Consider the following 18498-nt stretch of genomic DNA (forward strand, 5'->3'; position numbering starts at 1 on the left):
CCTTGCCGGACGGGCGACTCCAGCCGATTCGCCGAGTAACGTGCGTTTTTCTCATGTTCGACGCGAAAATAAGTCGTTTGTCGTGCGCTAAACGCATGAACAGAATGGCCGCTATCCCGTGCCGCGCGTGTCGCCACTCGAAGCGATCCGCCTGCATTCATCGGAGGAGTCACTTCATGCGCACCGAACGCAATTACGTGAACGGCCGTTTCGTCGCCCCGGAAAGCGACACGTTCATCGTCGTCCACAATCCCGCCACCGAAGCGCCGTTCGCGCGCGTGCCGGCCGCCACGCCGGCCGCGGCGCTCGCCGCCGTCGACGCCGCGGCCGCCGCGCAGAAGGCGTGGCGCACGCTGCCGAGCGCCGAGCGCGCCACCTACCTGCACCGCTTCGCCGACGCGCTGACCGCGCGCGCACCCGAGATCGGCGCGGCGCTCGCGCAGGAATCCGGCAAGAGCGTCGAGGACGCGTCGAACGAAGCCGTCTACGCAGGCCAGATCACGCGCTACCACGCCGAATGGGCGCGCCGGATCGAGGGCGAGATCATCCCGAGCGACACGCCCGACGAAAACCTGTTCCTGCAGCGCGAGCCGATCGGCGTCGTCGCGTGCCTGATCCCGTTCAACTACCCGGTCTACACGCTGCTGCGCAAGGTCGCGCCCGCGCTGATCGCCGGCAACACCGTGGTCGTGCGGCCGAGCAACCACACGCCGGTGTCCGCGTTCGAGATCGCGAAAGCCGCCGACGATGCCGGCTTCCCGCCGGGCGTCGTCAACATCCTGACGATGGATCACGCGACGGCCGAAGCGCTGTGCACGCATCCGGCCGTCGGCATGATCACGCTGACCGGCAGCGTGAACGCCGGCCGCAAGGTGCTCGACTACTGCAAGGCGAACATCGCGAAGCCGTCGCTCGAACTCGGCGGCAAGACGCCCGCGATCATCGAGCCCGACGCCGACCTCGAACGCGCGGCCGCCGCACTCGTCGCATCGAAGACGACCCATTGCGGCCAGCTCTGCACGGCGATCGAACGCGTGTACGTGCACGACAGCGTGCACGACCGCTTCGTCGCGCTGCTGAAGGAGAAGATGGCGGCCGTGCGCATCGGCGACCGTGCGGAAGACGCGTCGCGGATGGGCCCGCTCGTCAGCGCATCGGCGCGCGCGCATATCCACGGGATGGTCGAACGCGCGATCGCGGCCGGCGCGACGCTCGAAACCGGCGGGGCGATTCCGGCCGGCCCCGGCTTCTTCTACCCGGCCACGCTGCTGACGAACTGCCGGCAGGACATGGAGATCGTGCAGGAGGAAACCTTCGGCCCGATCATGCCCGTGCTGCGCTACACGACGATCGATGAAGCAATCGGGTTCGCGAACGATCACCAGTTCGGCCTGTCGTCGGTGCTCTACACCGAGCGCTACCGCACCGCGATGACCGTCGCGAACGCGATCGAAGCCGGCGAGCTGTACGTGAACCGCACGCCGGCCGATCCGTACCAGGGTTTCCACGCCGGCTGGAAGCGCTCGGGCCTCGGCGGCGACGACGGCAAGCACGGGATGCTCGAATTCACGCAGACGCGCCTCGTCGTCATGAAGTACTGACGCCGTCACGCCAAACGCACCGTTTCCGGCACGCGCAATCGAACACCACGCCGCGCGCGCCGCCCCTGACCCAACCAGAACATAAAAAATCTGCAGGCGTCCGCCTTAACGACGCCTGATGGAGGAAGACATCATGCCGACCCAACCGTCGACACCCGCCGCGTCGCTCGCGTTGCAGGACAAAGCGCGCGACGCCCACGCGTCGCAGCATTCCCGCGCGCAACGCTACCTGCAACTGCTGCTGCTCGTGATCGCCGCGGGCGCGATCTACCCGATGCTGTATCTGCGGCAGGTGTACCAGCCGACGATGCTGCAGTTCTTCCGTATCGACGACGTGCAGCTCGGCTACCTGTATTCGTCGCTCGGCACGATCTTCCTGATCAGCTATTTGCCGAGCGGCTGGCTGGCCGACCGCCTGTCGCCGCGCTGGCTGATCTGCTTCTCGCTGCTCGCCACCGGCGCGCTCGGGCTCGTCTACGCGACCGGGCCGTCGTTCGACATGCTGGTGCTGATCTTCGGCGGCTGGGGGCTGACCACCGGCCTCACGTTCTGGGCCGCCGTGATCAAGCGCGTGAACATGATCGCGGGCCCCGACGAACAGGGCCGCTTCTTCGGCCTGCTCGACGGCGGCCGCGGCCTCGTCGAGGCACTGCTCGCGACGATTGCCATCACGTTGTTCGCCTATGTGACGCAGGCGCGCGGCGGCACCGATGCAGCCGGCTTCAAGCTCGTCGTCCACCTGTACGCGTTCTTCTGCATCGCGCTCGGCGTGTTGCTCGCGCTGGTGAAGGATCCGTCGAACACGGGCGACCGTGCCGCGGCCGCGAAGCGCACCCGGGGCAACGTGCTGACCGACCTGAAGACGCTCGCGGCAATCCCCGAACTGTGGCTCGTCGCGGCGATCGTGTTCTGCGGCTACCAGGTGTTCTGGGCGACCTACAGCTTCTCCGCGTACCTGCACGAAGGCAACTTCGGGCTCAGCGCGACGGCGGCCGGCTTCATCACGACGCTCAAGCTGTGGATGCGCCCCGTCGGCGGCATTGGCGGCGGCTTCCTCGGCGACCGCGTATCGAAGGTGTCCGTGCTGTTCTGGGCGCTGGTGCTCGCCGCGCTGTCGCTCGTCGGGCTGATCGCGGCACCGGCACACAGCCCGCAGGCGATGCTTGTCGTGCTCGTGCTGTTCATCGGCATCCTCACCTACGCGATCCGCGGCCTGTACTGGTCGCTGCTCGACGACTGCAAGGTGCCGACGCATTGCGCGGGCCTCGCGATCGGCCTGATCTCGGTGCTCGGCTATTCGCCCGACGTGTTCGTGCCGCTGATCAACGGCTACGTGACGCAGACCTACCCGGGCGCGCACGGCTACCAGCTCTATTTCGGCTATATCGCGGCCATCGCGCTCTGCGGCGCAGGCGCCGCCGCCTTCCTCAAGTACCGCCTCAACCGCATCCAGGAGTCCGCATGAAGATCGTTTCGCTCGAAACCCATATCGTCGCCGTGCCGCCGCCGCATGTCGGCGGGATGTACTGGATCTTCGTGAAGCTGAAGACCGACGACGGCATCGAAGGCGTCGGCGAGATCTATTCGGCGACGTTCGGCCCGAAGGCGATGGCGCCGATCATCGACGACGTGTTCGAACGCCATCTGCTCAACCGCGATCCGCATCACGTCGAGCGGCTGTTCCGCCAAGCGTATTCGAGCGGCTTCACGCAGCGGCCCGATCTCACGATGATGGGCGTCGTCAGCGGCCTCGAGATGGCGTGCTGGGACATCATCGGCAAGGCCGCCGGCAAGCCGGTGTATGAACTGCTCGGCGGGAAAATCCACGAGCGGCTGCGCTCGTACACGTACCTGTACCCGAAGAACGCGAAGGGCGAATACGACTACGACGATCCCGACCTCGCCGCCGAATGCGCGGCCGAGAACGTGAAGCTCGGCTTCACGGCCGTCAAGTTCGATCCGGCCGGCCCGTACACCGCTTACTCGGGCCACCAGCTGTCGCTCGAGGTACTCGACCGCTGCGAGCTGTTCTGCCGCAAGGTACGCGAGGCCGTCGGCAGCAAGGCCGATCTGCTGTTCGGCACGCACGGGCAGATGGTGCCGTCGTCGGCGATCCGGCTCGCGAAGCGGCTCGAGAAATACGACCCGCTGTGGTTCGAGGAGCCGGTCCCCCCCGGCCAGGAAGAAGCGATCGCGCAAGTCGCGAAGCACACGTCGATTCCGATCGCGACCGGCGAGCGCCTGACGACCAAGTACGAATTCCACAAGCTGCTGCAGGCGGGCGGCGCATCGATCCTGCAACTGAACGTCGCGCGCGTGGGCGGCCTGCTCGAAGCGAAGAAGATCGCGACGCTCGCCGAAGTGCACTACGCGCAGATCGCGCCGCACCTGTACAACGGCCCGGTGGGCGCGGCCGCGAGCATCCAGCTCGCGACCTGCACGCCGAACTTCCTGATCCAGGAAAGCATCATGACGTGGGGCGGTTTCCACGCGGAGGTCGTGAAGACGCCGATCCGCTGGGAAGACGGCTACATCATCCCGTCGAACGAACCGGGCCTCGGCATCGAGCTCGACATGGACGTCGTGCGCCGCCACACGCCGTACACCGGCGAACGGCTGCACCTGCAGATGGGCGAACACCCCGTCGACGTGAAGGATCTCGCCCCCGCGAAGGGCTGAGCGCAAAGGACAGACATGAGCTACGACTACATCATCGTCGGCGCGGGCTCGGCCGGCTGCATCCTCGCGAACCGCCTGAGCGAATCGGGCCGGCACTCGGTGCTGCTGCTCGAAGCGGGCGAACGCGACGCGTCGTTCTGGTTCAAGGTGCCGGTCGGCTTCACGAAGACCTACTACAACCGCCGCTACAACTGGATGTACTACAGCGAGCCCGAGGCACAGCTCGCCGACCGCAAGCTGTACTGCCCGCGCGGCAAGGTGGTCGGCGGCTCGGGTTCGATCAACGCGATGGTCTACGTGCGCGGCCAGCGCAGCGACTACGACGACTGGGCGAACGCCGGCAATCCGGGCTGGGCGTACGACGACGTGCTGCCGTACTTCCGCAAGCTCGAAACGCATGCGGCCGGCGCGACCGATCCGCAGCATCATGGCTCGACCGGGCCGATCCACATCACGTCGATGAAGGCCGACGTGCACCCGATCGTCCACGAATTCCTGAAGGGCTGCGGGCAACTGAACCTGCCGCGCACCGACGATTTCAACGGCGCGCGGTTCGAAGGCGCGGGCATCTACGACCTGAACACGAAAAACGGCGAACGCTGCTCCAGCAGCTTCGCGTACCTGCGCCCCGCGCTGGGCCGCGCGAACCTCACGCTGCGCTCGGGCGTGCTCGTGCGGCGCGTGACGTTCGACGGCACGCGCGCGACCGGCGTGGTCGTCGCGGGCGAACACGGCGACGAAACGCTCGTCGCCGCGCGCGAGGTAATCCTCGCGGCCGGCGCGGTCGATACGCCGAAGCTGCTGCAACTGTCGGGCGTCGGCGATCCGTCGCTGCTCGCACGCCGGCGCGTGCCGCTCGTGCATGCGCTGCCGGCCGTCGGCCGCAACCTGCAGGACCACCTGTGCGTGAGCTTCTACTTCAAGGCGAACCGGCCGACGCTGAACGACGAGATGGGCACGCTCATCGGCAAGATGAAGATCGGCTTGCGCTACCTGCTGACGAAACGCGGCCCGCTCGCGATGAGCGTGAACCAGGCGGGCGGCTTCTTTCGCGGCACGGACGATGCGCCGGAGCCGAACCTCCAGCTCTACTTCAACCCGTTGTCGTACCGGATCCCGAAGAGCGACCGCGCGAGCATCAAGCCCGAGCCTTATTCGGGTTTCCTGATCGCGTTCAACCCGTGCCGGCCGACGAGCCGCGGCACGATCGAGATCGCATCGAACCGCGCGGAAGATGCCGCGAAGATCCACATCAACGCGCTGACCACGCAGAAGGATCTCGACGAGGCCGTGCAGGGCAGCAAGGTGATCCGTGCGCTGATGCGTGCTCCGGCGCTGAAGTCGATGACCGTCGAGGAAATCTCGCCGGGGCCGCAGGTCGATTCCGACGCAGCGATGCTGCAGTACTTCCGCGAGCAGTCGGGTTCGATCTATCACCTGTGCGGCTCGTGCGCGATGGGGCCCGACGCGGCGACGTCGGTGGTCGATGCATCGCTGCGCGTGCACGGGCTGCAGGCGCTGCGGATCGTCGATGCGTCGGTGTTCCCGAACATCACGTCGGGCAACATCAACGCGCCGACGATGATGGTCGCGGAGAAAGGTGCGGATCTGATCCTGGCGGACGCGCTGCGCACAGCAACCGCCGGCGCGCCGGCGCACACCCGCGAAACCGTCCCGCACTGACGCGCCGCCCCCTCCGCCTCGTCCGCTCGGGACAATGCCCGCCGGCCCACGGGAAAACACTGCCACGAACAGGCCGTGCGGCCCGTGTGCACAGGCTCGAAACGTGCATTCGGTTTTGACGAAAGTCCCCGAGAAACGGGTGGCTCGCGTGCGATGTGACGCGCGTTCGGCAAACGCGTAGCGCGACGCGAAGCGAAGCGATCCAGGGCAACGCACGCGCCGGCCTGCCGGCGGTGTGCCCCAAGGGGGAACCGCAGGCCCGATGGGGGAGACGCGCCGTGAAACGCATGCCATTTCGCTGCATCCGTGCCATCACGTATGCAAGCGTGCTGCTCTTTCAGGCCCAGGCGCAGGCGCAGTCGCTGGACGCCCAGTCGACCGAGGAGAACATTTCCGCACTGCGCCACGAAGTCGATCGTCATCTGCAGGAACTGAACGCGCTCAAGCGCAAACTGAACGACGAAGAAGCCCATCTGTCGCGCCTGAGCCGGGCGCTGGACGACCGGGAACTCGCGGCCCGGCGCGGTGCGGGCCCCGGTGAGGCCGGCGGCTCCGGCGACGCGGCGGCGCCGGCCGATACCGGCGCCCCGGGCGGCGCACCCGGCACGGCAGACAACGTGCCATCCGCGGCCGGATCCGCCGCGCCGCCGAGCCAGCCGATCGGCCAGGCGCCGGTGGCGGAAACCGCGCCGCCGCCCGTCGCGCCGATCTTCGATCAGCCCGGCGTGCTGACGCCGAAGCACAAGTTCGTCGTCGAGCCGTCGTTCCAGTTCAACTATTCGTCGTCGAACCGCGTCGCACTCGTCGGCTACACGATCATCCCCGCGCTGCTGATCGGCCTGGTCGACGTGCGCGAAGTCAAGACGACCACGCTGACCGGCGCGGTCGCGGTGCGCTACGGGATCACCAACCGGATGGAAGTCGAAGTCCGCGTCCCCTACGTGTACTCGACGAACGACACGATCAGTCGCGAGATCTTCACCGGTTCCGCCCAGGACAACGCGTTCAACAGCCACGGCAAGGGCCTCGGCGACGTCGAAATGACGCTGCGCTACCAGTTCAATACCGGCGGCCCAGACAAGTTCTATTACATCGGCTGGCTGCGCTTCAAGACCGCCACCGGCAAGAGCCCGTTCGACGTCGTCACCGACTGCGTCACGCGCTGCGTCGGCAATGCCACCGGCACCGGCCTGCCGCTCGAGCAGCCGACGGGCTCGGGCTTCTACGCGATCCAGCCGGGCCTCACCTGGCTCTTTCCGTCCGACCCGGTGGTGTTCTTCGGCAACCTGAGCTATCTGCACAGCTTCAGCCGCGACAATCTGAGCCTCACGATTCGCGACGGGCAGAAGGACTTCATCGGAAAATTGCAACCCGGCGACATCTGGGGTTTCAACATCGGCATGGGCCTCGCGCTGAACGAGAAAGCGTCGGTGAGCCTCGGCTACGACCAGAGCATCGTGCTGCCCACGAAACAGAACGGCCAGACGATTCCAAGCTCGGTGCGCGTGATCCTCGGTTCACTGCTCCTCGGCTACTCGTACCGGCTGTCGCCGAAGACCACGCTGAATCTTTCGATCGGCGCCGGCCTCACGCGCGACACGCCGGACGTGGTCATGACGCTGCGCGTGCCGATTGCATTCTGATCGCCGACATGCGCCCCAGCAGGCTGCACGACGCACGCCGGCACCCGCGTGCCATTACCCGCTCATCCGCCGGTCATCGACCGCTCACCGATCCTCATCGTCCCGGCAACGCGCCGAGCAGCGCATGGTTCAGCGTCGACATCACGTTCAGGTTCTTGAACGTCGCCAGTGTGTTGACGGTCGTGTTGATCGTCGTCAGCGCCTGGATCTGCTGGTTGTTCAACGTGTTCTGGATCACCGCGCCGGTCAGCGCCGGCAGCGCGGCGGGCTGGGCGGCGTTGCCGGCGCCCACCTGGATCAACGCGCCCGCGTTCGCGGCCGCCAGCGCCTGCGCCTGTTGCGCGGTGATATGACTGATGTCCGGGATGTTGAAGCTGGTCGTCGTGACCAGCGTGCCGTCCACGAACGCGACACGCGACACGCCGAACGAAATCTTCAGGCCGCTCGGCATGTCGAAGCCGCCGCGCATCGCATCGAGGCGCGTGTCGCTGAGCGCGATCGCGCCGGTTGCCGCCCAGTTTCGTCGTGGCGCGCCGCCCGACTCCGGCTCGGAGGCCGGCGGCCCGGCGGCCGCGCACGCCGCCATCGCGAGCGGCCCGGCACGCAGGATCGGCGTGCCCTCGGCCCCCGACTCTGCAGGCGCCGTATCGACGCCCGCGTTCGTGGCGGCTGCCGGCACGACGCTGCTCGCCTGCGCGACAGGCTCGACAATCGCGGTCGGCGCGCCGTCCTGCAGCGCCGCCGCACTCACGGACATCGCCCCGCCGCACACCATCGCGGCGATGCCGGCGATCCTCCTGGTCTCGGATCTCATGACGATCCTCAATAGTCGCTCGGGCCGTGCTTCGGCATCACGACGTTGTACAGGCCGTCGCGGGCGATGCCGGTATAGAGCGGCGCGCTGGGCGCGACGCGCCAGTCACGCGGATCGTTGAACACCGCCTGCTCGGGCCGGTTGTGGATCACGAAAATCACATGGTCTTCCCACTTCTGCTCGAAACTCGCCAGCGACATCGGCCGCGTGCCGGTGGCCGGATCGCCGACGAGCACACGCCCGTCACGCAGCCCCTTCACGACCACGAAATGGTGATAGCCGTGCTCGGTGATCAACACGATCGCCGGCGTGTGCGTCTTCGCAAGCGTCTGCAACGGCAACTCGAAGCCGTCCGCGACGAAGCCGTGCGCGTCGAGAAAACGCCGGATGTCGAGCAGCGAGAAGCCCTGCTGGCGGATCTTCTCCTGATTGCCGTTCTCCCACATCTGGGCGAAGGCGGTCTGCTCGGTCATCGGATAGTCATACTGATAAGTCAGCAGCGTCGCGACGGCGGCCGACCCGCAGCTGAAATCGAACTGCTGCTTGACGGTGCGCTTGAACCGCGCTTCCTTGAGACTCGTGACGTGCATCGCATAACCGGCGCCCGCCGGATCGACGATCGTCATCTCGTCCGCCGATGCAACCGGGCCGGATAGCGCGTACGCGAGCGCCACGATGCTCGCGGCGGCAAGCTGTCTCATCGCTCAATTCCCGAAGCGCACGTTGAGCACCGTCGCGTTCTGGATCAGCACGTTCGCGCCGGTATTCTGGATGACCGTCGGCAGACCGCTCGCATTGGCGAACGAGCCGTCGGTGATCGAATTCGAGCCGGTCGACACCCGGTTCGCGACGTTGTCGGCCACCGTGCCGGTCAGATAGTTCTGGCCGATCAGCGCATCGCCGCCCCGATGCTCGTCGAGCTGGTCGGGCGTCATCGCGACGCCGAAGCCGGCCGCTGGCGCGGCCGCGGCGCCCGTCGCGGAGGGTGTCGCCGTCGCCAGGGGGGAGACGGCCGCGGCCGGATCGGCCTGATCCGTGCGTGCGGCGGGTGGGGAAGGGGCAGCGCCCGGCGCGACGCCGGCGGCCGACTCCACCGCAACGGTTCGCGCCTCGTCAGCCATGGCATGGGCCGTCAGGCCCGGCAGCAGCGCTGCGGGCAATATCACCTGCGAAAGTGCCGTTCGGATTCGCATGGCTGTCTCCTTGGTCCCTGCGCGAGCCGGCACGAACCGGCCGCACGGGGAGCGGAATCCGCGTGATCGTCGATCGACGTAAATCGGCCCGGCCTGCGCCGACGAGAGCGAGACGGCTATTCGGCCATCCCGCCCTTGCCGGCGCGCCAGTCCCTTGGCGATGGAATGCGAGCCGCGGGTTCGCCTGCGCCCGCGTCGACGCATCCGGCTCGCCGGGACCAACCGGCCGTTCTAACGTCCTACCGACAGGTTCGCCTGCACGGTCACGGCCTGCTGAACGAGCGACGCCATGCCGCTGTTCTGGTTGGCGACCATGATGCCCGCCGCGGTCTGGCCAACGCTCGCCATTGCGTTGGACATGTTGAATGTCCCCGCATTGACCGTATTGGCTCCGCCTGCGCCACCCGCGCCGCCGACCGCGCCGTTACCGACGCCGCCGTTGCCCGTGCCGCCTGCGCCGCCCGCGCCGCCCATCGCGCCCACCGCGCCGCTACCCGCGGTAGCGCTGCCGTTGCTGGCCGTCGTCGTCGCGCCACCGTTCGTCGCGCCGCCGCCCGTGCCCGCGCCGCCGGCTCCGCCGTTGCCCGCCGCGGCCGTCGCCGCGCCGCCGGTGCCGCCCGCGGCCGCACCGCTGCCGCCGGTACCCGAGCCCGATCCGCCCGAAGCCGTCGACGCACCCGCCGACCCTGCGCCACCCGTGCCGCTACCCGAACCGCTGCCGGTGCCCGTGCCCGTGCCGGTACCGCTGCCGGCCGATGCCGACGCGCTTCCGCTGCCATGATTCTTGGCCCACGCGGAACCTGCATCGGCCGTACCGCCGCCGCCACCCCAGCCGGTGCCGGTGCCGCTGCCGGAGCCGCCTACGCCGACCGAAGCCGCGATGGCGCCGCCGCCCTTGCCGGAGCCATAGCCGCCGCTCGCCGTGGCCTTGCCGCCAGCCCCGCCGCTGGCGTCAGGTGAACCGCCGGTTCCGCCGCTACCGCCGTTGCCGGTGCCGGCTGTCGCGCTGCCGTTGCTGGCGTTGCCGGCCGTGGCGCTGCCGTTATGCGCGCTGCCGCCTTTCCCGCCGCCGCCGCCCGCGCCGCCGCTGCCGCCGTTACCGCCCGCGCCGCCGTAGCCGTAGCCGTTGCCGCCCTTGCCACCGCTTCCGCCGGCCGCGCTGCCCGAATTGGTCGCGTTGTTGCCGATGCCCCAGACCTGGACATTGCTCACGTACCCGTCGAGTTTGCTGATCGCGACGATCTTGGTGCTGTTGTAGGAATCCTGATAGACGCTCGCGCCAGGCGAGACTTCATTTGCATTGGACCCGGTGGTGCTGGTCTGGCTTGAGCTGACCGAATTGCTGAGCGTGTTCGATCCGTCATCCGCTTTCTGGCTGCACGTCGAACTGGCATTGCTGCTGCATGGATTCGCCATCGCGTAGCCGCTGCATCCCAGGGCGAGAAGCGCAGCGGACGCCAATAAAGTCTTACGCATGAAATCCTCCTGAAGTAACGAGGAACGGCTTGGCCGACCGCGCCAATCCGGACGACAACACGCATCGGCGATGCCACGCCTCCAGGCGGCCCGCATACAAAGAGACCGTGGGATTTTTCACGCGACATGGCCTGCCCCGGGCGACGCCGGTACGCCATTCATGTTTCAACGCTGAAACGTGCCGATCGGCACGATACCGCGGCGTTCGCGATGCGCAGAGGCCTTTCTCTTTTGCATTCAAGGGCTTGCCGATCAGCGCAGCGCGGGCACGGCAAATGCGCCATGTTTCATTTTTGAGATTGCCGTCGAGCCGGATTCGGGTACGCCTGCCGCGCCGGATATTCGCTCTCGATCGCAAACCCGCGCACCGGCAGGGACGCGCGCGAATTCATTCCGGCAAGGCGTTAAAAACCCGGATAAAGCGCCATTCAAAAATGTTTCGAATGTGATAGGTCGCCTTTTCTTCGGCGCCCGTCAGCGGCGAGCGCCGGCACGCGCGGAGCGGGTGATCGACAGGTACGAGGATTTCGGCCGGCGGACGCGAAGGAATGGCGACGTACGTCCCAATGCGGGGCACCGCATGGAACCCATGGGCCGCCGGCAGTTCACCCATGTACGGTTGCCCGCCGGCGGCCGCTCGAAACGCATGCGTGGCGCCCTGCGCTTCATTGCGTCGTCTTCGCACCGGCTCAGTTCACGCTCGAGCGCTTCTCCACGAACCGCCTGACATAATCATCCGCCGGCCGCGACAGGATATCGTCCGGCGTCCCGACCTGCACGAGCGTGCCGTCACGCAGAATCGCGATCCGGTCGCCGATGCGCAGCGCTTCGTCCAGATCGTGCGTGATGAACACGATCGTCTTCGCGAGCGTCGCCTGCAGCTCGAGCAACTGATCCTGCATCTCGGTACGAATCAGCGGATCGAGCGCGGAAAACGCCTCGTCCATCAGCAGCACGTCGGTATCGGCCGCCAGCGCGCGCGCCAGCCCGACGCGCTGCCGCATCCCGCCCGACAGCTCGTCCGGGTAATGATCGCCATAGCCGTCGAGCCCGACCTTCGTCAGCCAGTTGCGCGCGGCCTCGGCCGCATCGTGCCGCTTCTCGCCGCGCGTGCGCAGCGCATACGCGGCGTTGTCGAGCACGGTCTGGTGCGGCAGCAGCCCGAAGTTCTGGAACACCATGCTGACCTTGAAACGGCGCAGCTCGCGCAGCCCGTGCGCGTCGAGCTTGATCACGTCGTTGCCGTCGATCACGATCTCGCCGGCCGTCGGCTCGATCAGCCGGTTGAAGTGCCGCACCAGCGTCGATTTCCCGGAACCCGACAGCCCCATGATCACGAAGATCTCGCCCGACTCGATGCCGAGGCTCACGTCGTTGAGCCCGACGTTGCAGCCCGTTTCGGCCAGCACCTCGGCCTTGCGCTTGCCCGAGCGCAGCAGGTCGAGCACGCGCGCATGCGCGGCCTGCGGCCCGAACAGCTTGTACACGTGTTTGACGTCGATGGTCGCCATGTCTGTCTCCGTTCCTATGCCCGCGACGACTGCGTCGCCTGATTCGAATCGACGCCCGCCGACTGCGCCTTGCGCGGCAGCCGGTACGGCACGCGCGACGCGCCCTTCTGCCGGCGCTGCTGCGCGAGCCGCCGCCGCGCGCGGCGCTCCTGGCCGAAGCCCTGGCTGATCCGGTCGATCACGATCGCGAGAATCACGATCGCGAGGCCGGCCTGCGTGCCCTTGCCGACGTCGAGCGTCTGGATGCCCGCGAGCACGTCCTCGCCGAGCCCGCGCGAGCCGATCATCGACGCGATCACGACCATCGACAGCGCCATCATCGTCGTCTGGTTGATGCCGGCCATGATGCTCGGCCGGGCGAGCGGCAATTGCACGTTGACGAGCAATTGCCAGCGCGTCGTGCCGAATGCGCGCGCGGCTTCCGTCACGTCCGGATCGACCTGGCGGATGCCGAGATCGGTCAGGCGGATCAGCGGCGGCAGCGCATAGATGATCGTCGCGAGGATCGCGGGCACCTTGCCGAGCCCGAACAGCATCAGCACCGGGATCAGGTACACGAAGCTCGGCAGTGTCTGCATCACGTCGAGCACCGGCAGCAGCATCCGGCGCAGCCACGCGCTGCGCGACGCGAGGATGCCGACCGGCACGCCGATCGCGACCGACAGCACCGTCGCGACAAGCATCAGCGCGAGCGTCTGCATCAGCTTGTCCCACAGGCCGAAGCAGCCGATCGCGTAAAGCAGCAGCATGAAGAGCACGCCGAGGCCGATGCGGCGCGTCGCGTTCCACGCAATCGCGCCGACGACCAGCAGCACGAGCCACGGCGGCGCCACGCGCAGCGCGCCTTCGAGCGGCACGAGCAGGTAGCGCAGCACCAGCACGCTGAAGTGATGGAAGCCGTCGCCGTATTGCGCGACGAACGTCTCGAGCGCGCTGTTCACCCAGTCGGCGATCGACAGGTGCAGAAAGAAGCCGTTCATGTTGAGTCTCCGTCGCGCCGCGAAGGCGCGTGACGGCGGCGGCGGGCGCGGGCCCGCCGCCGCGCGCAGGTTACGCGCCCTTCAGGCTGCCGGCGATCTTCTGCGCGACGTCGGCCGGCACCCACTGCTTCCACATGTCCTGGCGGGTCTTCAGGAACTGCGTGGCCATCGCCGCGCCGTCGATCTTCTTCGTGGTCATCTCGAGGATCGTCTGGTTCAGGAAGTCCATCGGGAAGCGCACCTTGCCGAACACGCCGACGAGATCGGGGTTCGCATCGGCGAACGGCTTCGACACGCCGACCGTCAGCCGCGACACCATGTACGACGACGCGCACTGGTGCGTGCTGCTCTCGTCGCGCAACGTCTTCCAGCAGGCTTCGTTATAGGCCGGCATCTTCAGCGCGGTGAACTTGTATTTCGCCATCAGCGCGGCCGGGCCCCAGTAATAGAACACGATCGGCGCGCCACGCTGGTACGCGGACGCGATCGCCGCGTCGAGCGCCGCGCCCGTGCCCGGGTGGAAGTTCGTATACGACTGGTCGAGCTTCAGCACGCGCAAGAGGCGCGTGTTCACGCGCTCGCAGTCCCAGCCCGTCGGGCAGTTCAGGAAGCGGCCCTTGTCCGGTTCCTCCTCGTCGGCGAACACCTGCTTGTACTTCGGCAGATCGTCGACCGACACGAGCCCCGGCGCGACCGGCTTGATGTTGCGCGCCGGATCGCCCTTCACCACGTAGTCGGGTACGAACCAGCCTTCCGTCGTGCCGCCCGGCAGCGTGTCGCCGATCAGCTTCACGGCGCCCGACGAAACGGCCTTCGCGGTGATCTCGCTGCGGCCCGTCCATTGTTCGGCCCAGATCTGCAGGTCGTTGCGCGCGAGCGCCGTTTCGGTGGCGGCCGTGCTGCCCGGCACGACGTCCGTCTTGCAGCCGTAGCCCTTCTCCATGATCTGCCGCAGCACTTCGGTCGCGAACGACCCGCTTTCCCACGTGATGCCCGCGAAATGGACCGTCTTGCCGTCGGTGCACGCGCCGCCGGCCGCGTGGGCGGCAGGCGCGGACAGGATCGCCGCGGCGGCGAGAAGGACCGTTTTCAGTCGTCGAATCTGCATGGTGGGTCGTCTCCAAATCGAATCTGTTGTTTGTGCGTCGCGGCATGCGCGGCGACCGGCGAAGCGTGAACGCATCCACGTCCGGTCAGCCTGCATGTTTGAGCCGCCAATTTGTTTAGGGAAACGAGTAATTCCGATCATTGCAATCGGCAGCGCCAATCGATCTTCCGGCACCCCTCCCAGGCCCGCCGGACGGGCCTTTCAGCCGATTTCCCGAGTCCGGTCGCGGCGCCGCGCGGGCCATGTCGCGCCCCCGTTCGGCCGTTGCCGGAGCGGCGTTGAACCGCGACGCCGCACCACCCGTTTCGACTGTCGAAACGGCCTGTCGCGACCCCATTGGCGAACCCGATCCCATCCATCGAAATTACTCGCTTTCGATTCCTGGTCGGCTTGGGAAGAATGCGCGGTGTCATCGGAGGAGACACGACCCGACGCCGCCGGTTGCCGCGCCGCCGCGCCTTGCGCGACCCGGCGCCGCGCGCGCTGCATCGGGTCGCCCCGGATGACGGGGCGCGCCTCGCCGGACGCGCTCACGACAACCGATACAAGCTGGATATCCCGGAGATCTCAATGAAAAAGACCCTGACGGCGCTCGCCGTAACGGCAACCTTCGCCACCCCCGTGTTCGCGCAAAGCAGCGTCACGCTGTACGGCGTGATCGACGAAGGCCTGAACTACACGAACAACGTCGGCACCGGCCACGTCTACGAGATGGCGAGCGGCTACGCGCAGGGCAGCCGCTGGGGCCTGAAGGGCAGCGAGGATCTCGGCGGCGGCATGAAGGCGATCTTCCAGCTCGAGAACGGCTTCGACGTGAACACCGGCCGCCTCAACCAGGGCGGCCGCATGTTCGGCCGCCAGGCGTACGTCGGCCTGAGCCAGACGCAGTACGGCACGCTGACGTTCGGCCGCCAGTACGACTCCGTCGTCGACTATCTCGCGCCGACCACGGCCAACGGCAACTGGGGCGGCTACCTGCTCGCGCACCCGTTCGACAACGACAACACCGACAACTCGTTCCGCCTCGACAACACGGTGAAGTACGCGAGCCCGAACTTCGGCGGCTTCCAGTTCGGCGGTGCATACAGCTTCAGCAACAGCACGAACTTCTCGGACAACCGCGCGTACAGCTTCGGCGCGCAGTACCAGAACAACGGCCTGCTGATCGGCGCCGCCTACCTGCAGGCGAACCGCCCGGGCGACGGCTCGGCCGGCGCGATCACCGCGAACGACGCGAGCTACATCGCCGAGCGCATGCGCGTGTTCGGCGCGGGCATCAACTACACGTTCGGCCAGGCGACGGTCGGCTTCGCGTACACGAACTCGAACTACAAGAACCCGACCGGCAACGGCTACCTCGGCACGCCCGGCGCGATCATCGCCCCGGGCGCGACGGTCAGCGCGATCAAGTACCAGAACTTCGAGGTGAACGGTTCGTACCAGGTCACGCCGGCGTTCATGGTGGGCGCGCAGTACGTGCTGTCGCTCGAGAAGTACGACGCATCGACCGGCAACGCGAAGCCGAAGATCCATTCGGCCGGGCTGATGGCCGACTACAACCTGTCGAAGCGCACCGACGTGTACGTGCAGGCCGCGTACCAGCACATCGCCGGCGACAAGACGAACTCGATCCTCGACAACGCGTTCATCCCCGGTACCGACGCGCCGTCGTCGACGTCGAACCAGGTGGCCGTGCGCGTCGCGCTGCGCCACAAGTTCTGATGTAACCCGGTTCTCCGTTCTTCACGCGACACCCGCGCGGGTCTGCCCGAGGTGTCTTTGCCCGCCCGCAAGCGCCAGCCTGCCGGCGGGTTTTTTCGTGGTTCGTCGCCGGAATCCGGCGCGCGTGCGCGACATCGACTCCGTCGCCAAGCCGGACCCACGCGTTCGACGGCCTCACGAAAATCCACGACAATCGTCTCCAGCCTTTCATGTCCGTCGGTGCCGGTCTCGATCCGATGCCCGGCCGATACGTTCGCAGGGCTTGCGCTCCCCATGCGGCAGCGCACCCCGCGCCGCGTTCGGATCGATCGCAGCCACGCCGCCTGCGGGATGGAAGACGTTCGCGCTTGCACATTGCTCACAATAGTTTGCAATTCCACGTCAAGCCGGTCGATATGATCTGCCTGTCACCAGCGGGGCGGTATCGGCATCGGCAATCAGACGGCTACGCGCCGCAAAGAGCCCAAACGGCTCAACTCACACCACGCATCGGGGGCTACGGCAATGGACGGCAACGAAAATCAAAAAACGCACGGCGATGCCGGCTTCTGGCGACGCACCGCCGCCTTTTCGATCGATTCGATCGTTCTCGGCCTGATCGGGCTCGTGATCGCGATCGGGTTCTTCGATGCCCTTTCGACGCTTGGCGAATGGGGAAGGTTGACCGGATTCCTGATCGGTTCGATTTACTTCGGCTTGCTCGAGGGCGGAAGTCGACACCAATCGCTCGGCAAGCGGGTGATGCAGATCCGTGTTGCCGACAGCACCGCCCCTGACGGACCCGGTCCCGGGTACCTCCGCGCCTGGGCACGGTACGCGCTGATCGCCGTTCCGCTGATCCTCGGCGGCCTCAGCTTCATCGACCTGCCCGCGCTTCACGAGCCGGGCACGGAATGGCTCGCCACCGCAAACGGCGCGATCGTATTCTTCTGGGGCCTGGCATTGCTGTACCTGTTCGTTTTCAACCGGCCGAGCCGCCAGTCCGTACAGGATCTGCTCACCGCCAGCAGGGTCGTGCGTGTCGCGGCCCCCGTCGAGGATGTCGCGCCGGTTGGCCGGAAGCACTGGGCGATCCTGGCCGTCCTTGGCCTGCTTCTGCTCGCCGGCAGTCGTTATGCGACAACGCGGCTGATCGATGACGATCGCATGGCCGATATTCGTCAGATCCAGCATGCGGCATCCACCGTTCCGGGCGTGATCCAGAGCGGTGTCTGGATCGGCAACACGCGCGTGGTCGGCCCCGCAGGCCAGCCACCGAAAGCGATCGCCACCATTACCGTGCTCACGAGCACGCCGGCGCTGATGAACAAGGCCGGGGCGACCGCTGTCGCGCACGCAGCGCTTGCGTCATCGGCCTGGCTGCGAAAACAGGATCTCGTCAACGTGGTGAGCGTCCGCGCGGTCAATCTTGGCATTGCGACGTGGCGAACCCAGTTTTTCATGGGTCGCTCGCCTGCAGACTGGGCCGCGACCGCCGGCACCGGGTCGACGTGACGATGCGAGCCTGACCGCCTCTCACTCCGCTGCGCCATGCTCGCCCGCCGGACGAAAGCGAATGGGCGCACGGCGGACGCAACGATGCCGACGGCGCCGCACGGGGCCAGTGATACCGGCGAGTGCAGGCCCATGTGGAACGCTCGTCGGGAGTCGCCACGTCGGATCGTGACGCCAGTTGAACACGATGGAACCCACGTCCACACAGACAACGGAGCACCCTGAATGAGTGACATCGGTATCGACCTGCCGATCTGGGTCGTCCCGGTTCTTTACGGCGCCATCTATTGGCCGGTGACGCTTTTTTTCGGATCGCTCTGCCTGTATGTCGGCGTGACGCGCCTGCGCGGCATCCGGCGTATTGCCTTCATCATCATCGCGCTCCCGCTCATCGCCGTTGCGTGCCTCGGGATCTATTACGCCATTGCCGGATATTGATCGGCGGCGCATTGCCCCGTAACTGCACGACATCCCGGATATCCGGGTTCGATCGTGTCATCCCGTGTCATGAACCGCCTGCCGTCCCGTCAACCATGACAGGTCGACAGCCGGCCATCCGTCGATACACTGTGCGCCCCCCACCCGAAGGAGTGT

At 67.1% G+C, this 18498-nt stretch carries 16 protein-coding genes; 8 read left to right on the top strand and 8 right to left on the bottom strand.

The annotated features are described in order from the left end of the window. Nucleotides 1–176 precede the first annotated feature (176 nt). From aldA to CFB34_RS02490, 5 genes are all read left to right on the top strand, one after another. Nucleotides 177–1601 (top strand): aldehyde dehydrogenase, encoded by a 1425-nt coding sequence (gene aldA, locus CFB34_RS02470; RefSeq protein WP_089443493.1) that lies wholly within the window; start codon nucleotides 177–179, stop codon nucleotides 1599–1601. Nucleotides 1602–1734: 133 nt separating this feature from the next. Beyond that, a complete protein-coding gene (locus CFB34_RS02475; RefSeq protein ID WP_179243688.1) occupies nucleotides 1735–3066 on the top strand; it encodes an MFS transporter in 1332 nt (443 codons plus the stop codon). Continuing rightward, complete coding sequence (locus tag CFB34_RS02480) at nucleotides 3063–4280, top strand: mandelate racemase/muconate lactonizing enzyme family protein (RefSeq protein ID WP_089443495.1); 1218 nt, start codon at nucleotides 3063–3065, stop codon at nucleotides 4278–4280. Before CFB34_RS02475 ends, CFB34_RS02480 begins: the two co-directional genes overlap by 4 nt. Nucleotides 4281–4295: 15 nt before the next feature. After that, a complete protein-coding gene (locus CFB34_RS02485) occupies nucleotides 4296–5963 on the top strand; it encodes a GMC family oxidoreductase N-terminal domain-containing protein (RefSeq protein WP_089443496.1) in 1668 nt (555 codons plus the stop codon). A gap of 278 nt (nucleotides 5964–6241) precedes the next feature. After that, nucleotides 6242–7606: an acetate kinase gene (locus CFB34_RS02490; RefSeq protein WP_089443497.1), complete on the top strand. Its 1365-nt coding sequence runs from the start codon at nucleotides 6242–6244 to the stop codon at nucleotides 7604–7606. Nucleotides 7607–7700: 94 nt separating this feature from the next. Here the strand turns inward: CFB34_RS02490 and CFB34_RS02495 are convergent, their stop codons facing one another. From CFB34_RS02495 to CFB34_RS02530, 8 genes are all read right to left on the bottom strand, one after another. Beyond that, nucleotides 7701–8420, bottom strand: coding sequence for a hypothetical protein (locus tag CFB34_RS02495; RefSeq protein ID WP_179243687.1), 720 nt, complete (start codon nucleotides 8418–8420; stop codon nucleotides 7701–7703). A gap of 8 nt (nucleotides 8421–8428) precedes the next feature. Then, nucleotides 8429–9121 (bottom strand): C39 family peptidase, encoded by a 693-nt coding sequence (locus CFB34_RS02500; protein WP_089443499.1) that lies wholly within the window; start codon nucleotides 9119–9121, stop codon nucleotides 8429–8431. A gap of 3 nt (nucleotides 9122–9124) precedes the next feature. Beyond that, a complete protein-coding gene (locus CFB34_RS02505; protein WP_089443500.1) occupies nucleotides 9125–9613 on the bottom strand; it encodes a hypothetical protein in 489 nt (162 codons plus the stop codon). Nucleotides 9614–9844: 231 nt separating this feature from the next. Further along, nucleotides 9845–11089: a hypothetical protein gene (locus CFB34_RS02510; RefSeq protein ID WP_039369836.1), complete on the bottom strand. Its 1245-nt coding sequence runs from the start codon at nucleotides 11087–11089 to the stop codon at nucleotides 9845–9847. 388 nt (nucleotides 11090–11477) lie between these two features. Then, entirely contained in the window at nucleotides 11478–11702 is a 225-nt protein-coding gene (locus CFB34_RS02515) for a hypothetical protein (RefSeq protein WP_143329537.1), read from the bottom strand. A 76-nt stretch (nucleotides 11703–11778) separates the two neighbouring features. Then, entirely contained in the window at nucleotides 11779–12600 is an 822-nt protein-coding gene (locus CFB34_RS02520; RefSeq protein WP_089443501.1) for a betaine/proline/choline family ABC transporter ATP-binding protein, read from the bottom strand. 14 nt (nucleotides 12601–12614) lie between these two features. Next, on the bottom strand, nucleotides 12615–13580 hold the full coding sequence (locus CFB34_RS02525; RefSeq protein ID WP_089443502.1) for a proline/glycine betaine ABC transporter permease: 966 nt from the start codon (nucleotides 13578–13580) through the stop codon (nucleotides 12615–12617). A gap of 70 nt (nucleotides 13581–13650) precedes the next feature. Continuing rightward, on the bottom strand, nucleotides 13651–14688 hold the full coding sequence (locus tag CFB34_RS02530) for an ABC transporter substrate-binding protein (protein WP_069250603.1): 1038 nt from the start codon (nucleotides 14686–14688) through the stop codon (nucleotides 13651–13653). Nucleotides 14689–15258: 570 nt separating this feature from the next. Between CFB34_RS02530 and CFB34_RS02535 the strand changes: the two genes are divergently transcribed. From CFB34_RS02535 to CFB34_RS02545, 3 genes are all read left to right on the top strand, one after another. After that, entirely contained in the window at nucleotides 15259–16410 is a 1152-nt protein-coding gene (locus tag CFB34_RS02535) for a porin (RefSeq protein WP_039369827.1), read from the top strand. A 504-nt stretch (nucleotides 16411–16914) separates the two neighbouring features. Then, entirely contained in the window at nucleotides 16915–17904 is a 990-nt protein-coding gene (locus CFB34_RS02540) for an RDD family protein (RefSeq protein WP_089443503.1), read from the top strand. Nucleotides 17905–18129: 225 nt separating this feature from the next. Continuing rightward, nucleotides 18130–18342, top strand: a complete 213-nt coding sequence (locus CFB34_RS02545) for a hypothetical protein (protein ID WP_089443504.1) — start codon at nucleotides 18130–18132, stop codon at nucleotides 18340–18342. The last annotated feature ends 156 nt before the right edge of the window (nucleotides 18343–18498 follow it).

This window comes from Burkholderia sp. HI4860 (assembly GCF_002223045.2).
Classification (GTDB): Bacteria; Pseudomonadota; Gammaproteobacteria; order Burkholderiales; family Burkholderiaceae; genus Burkholderia.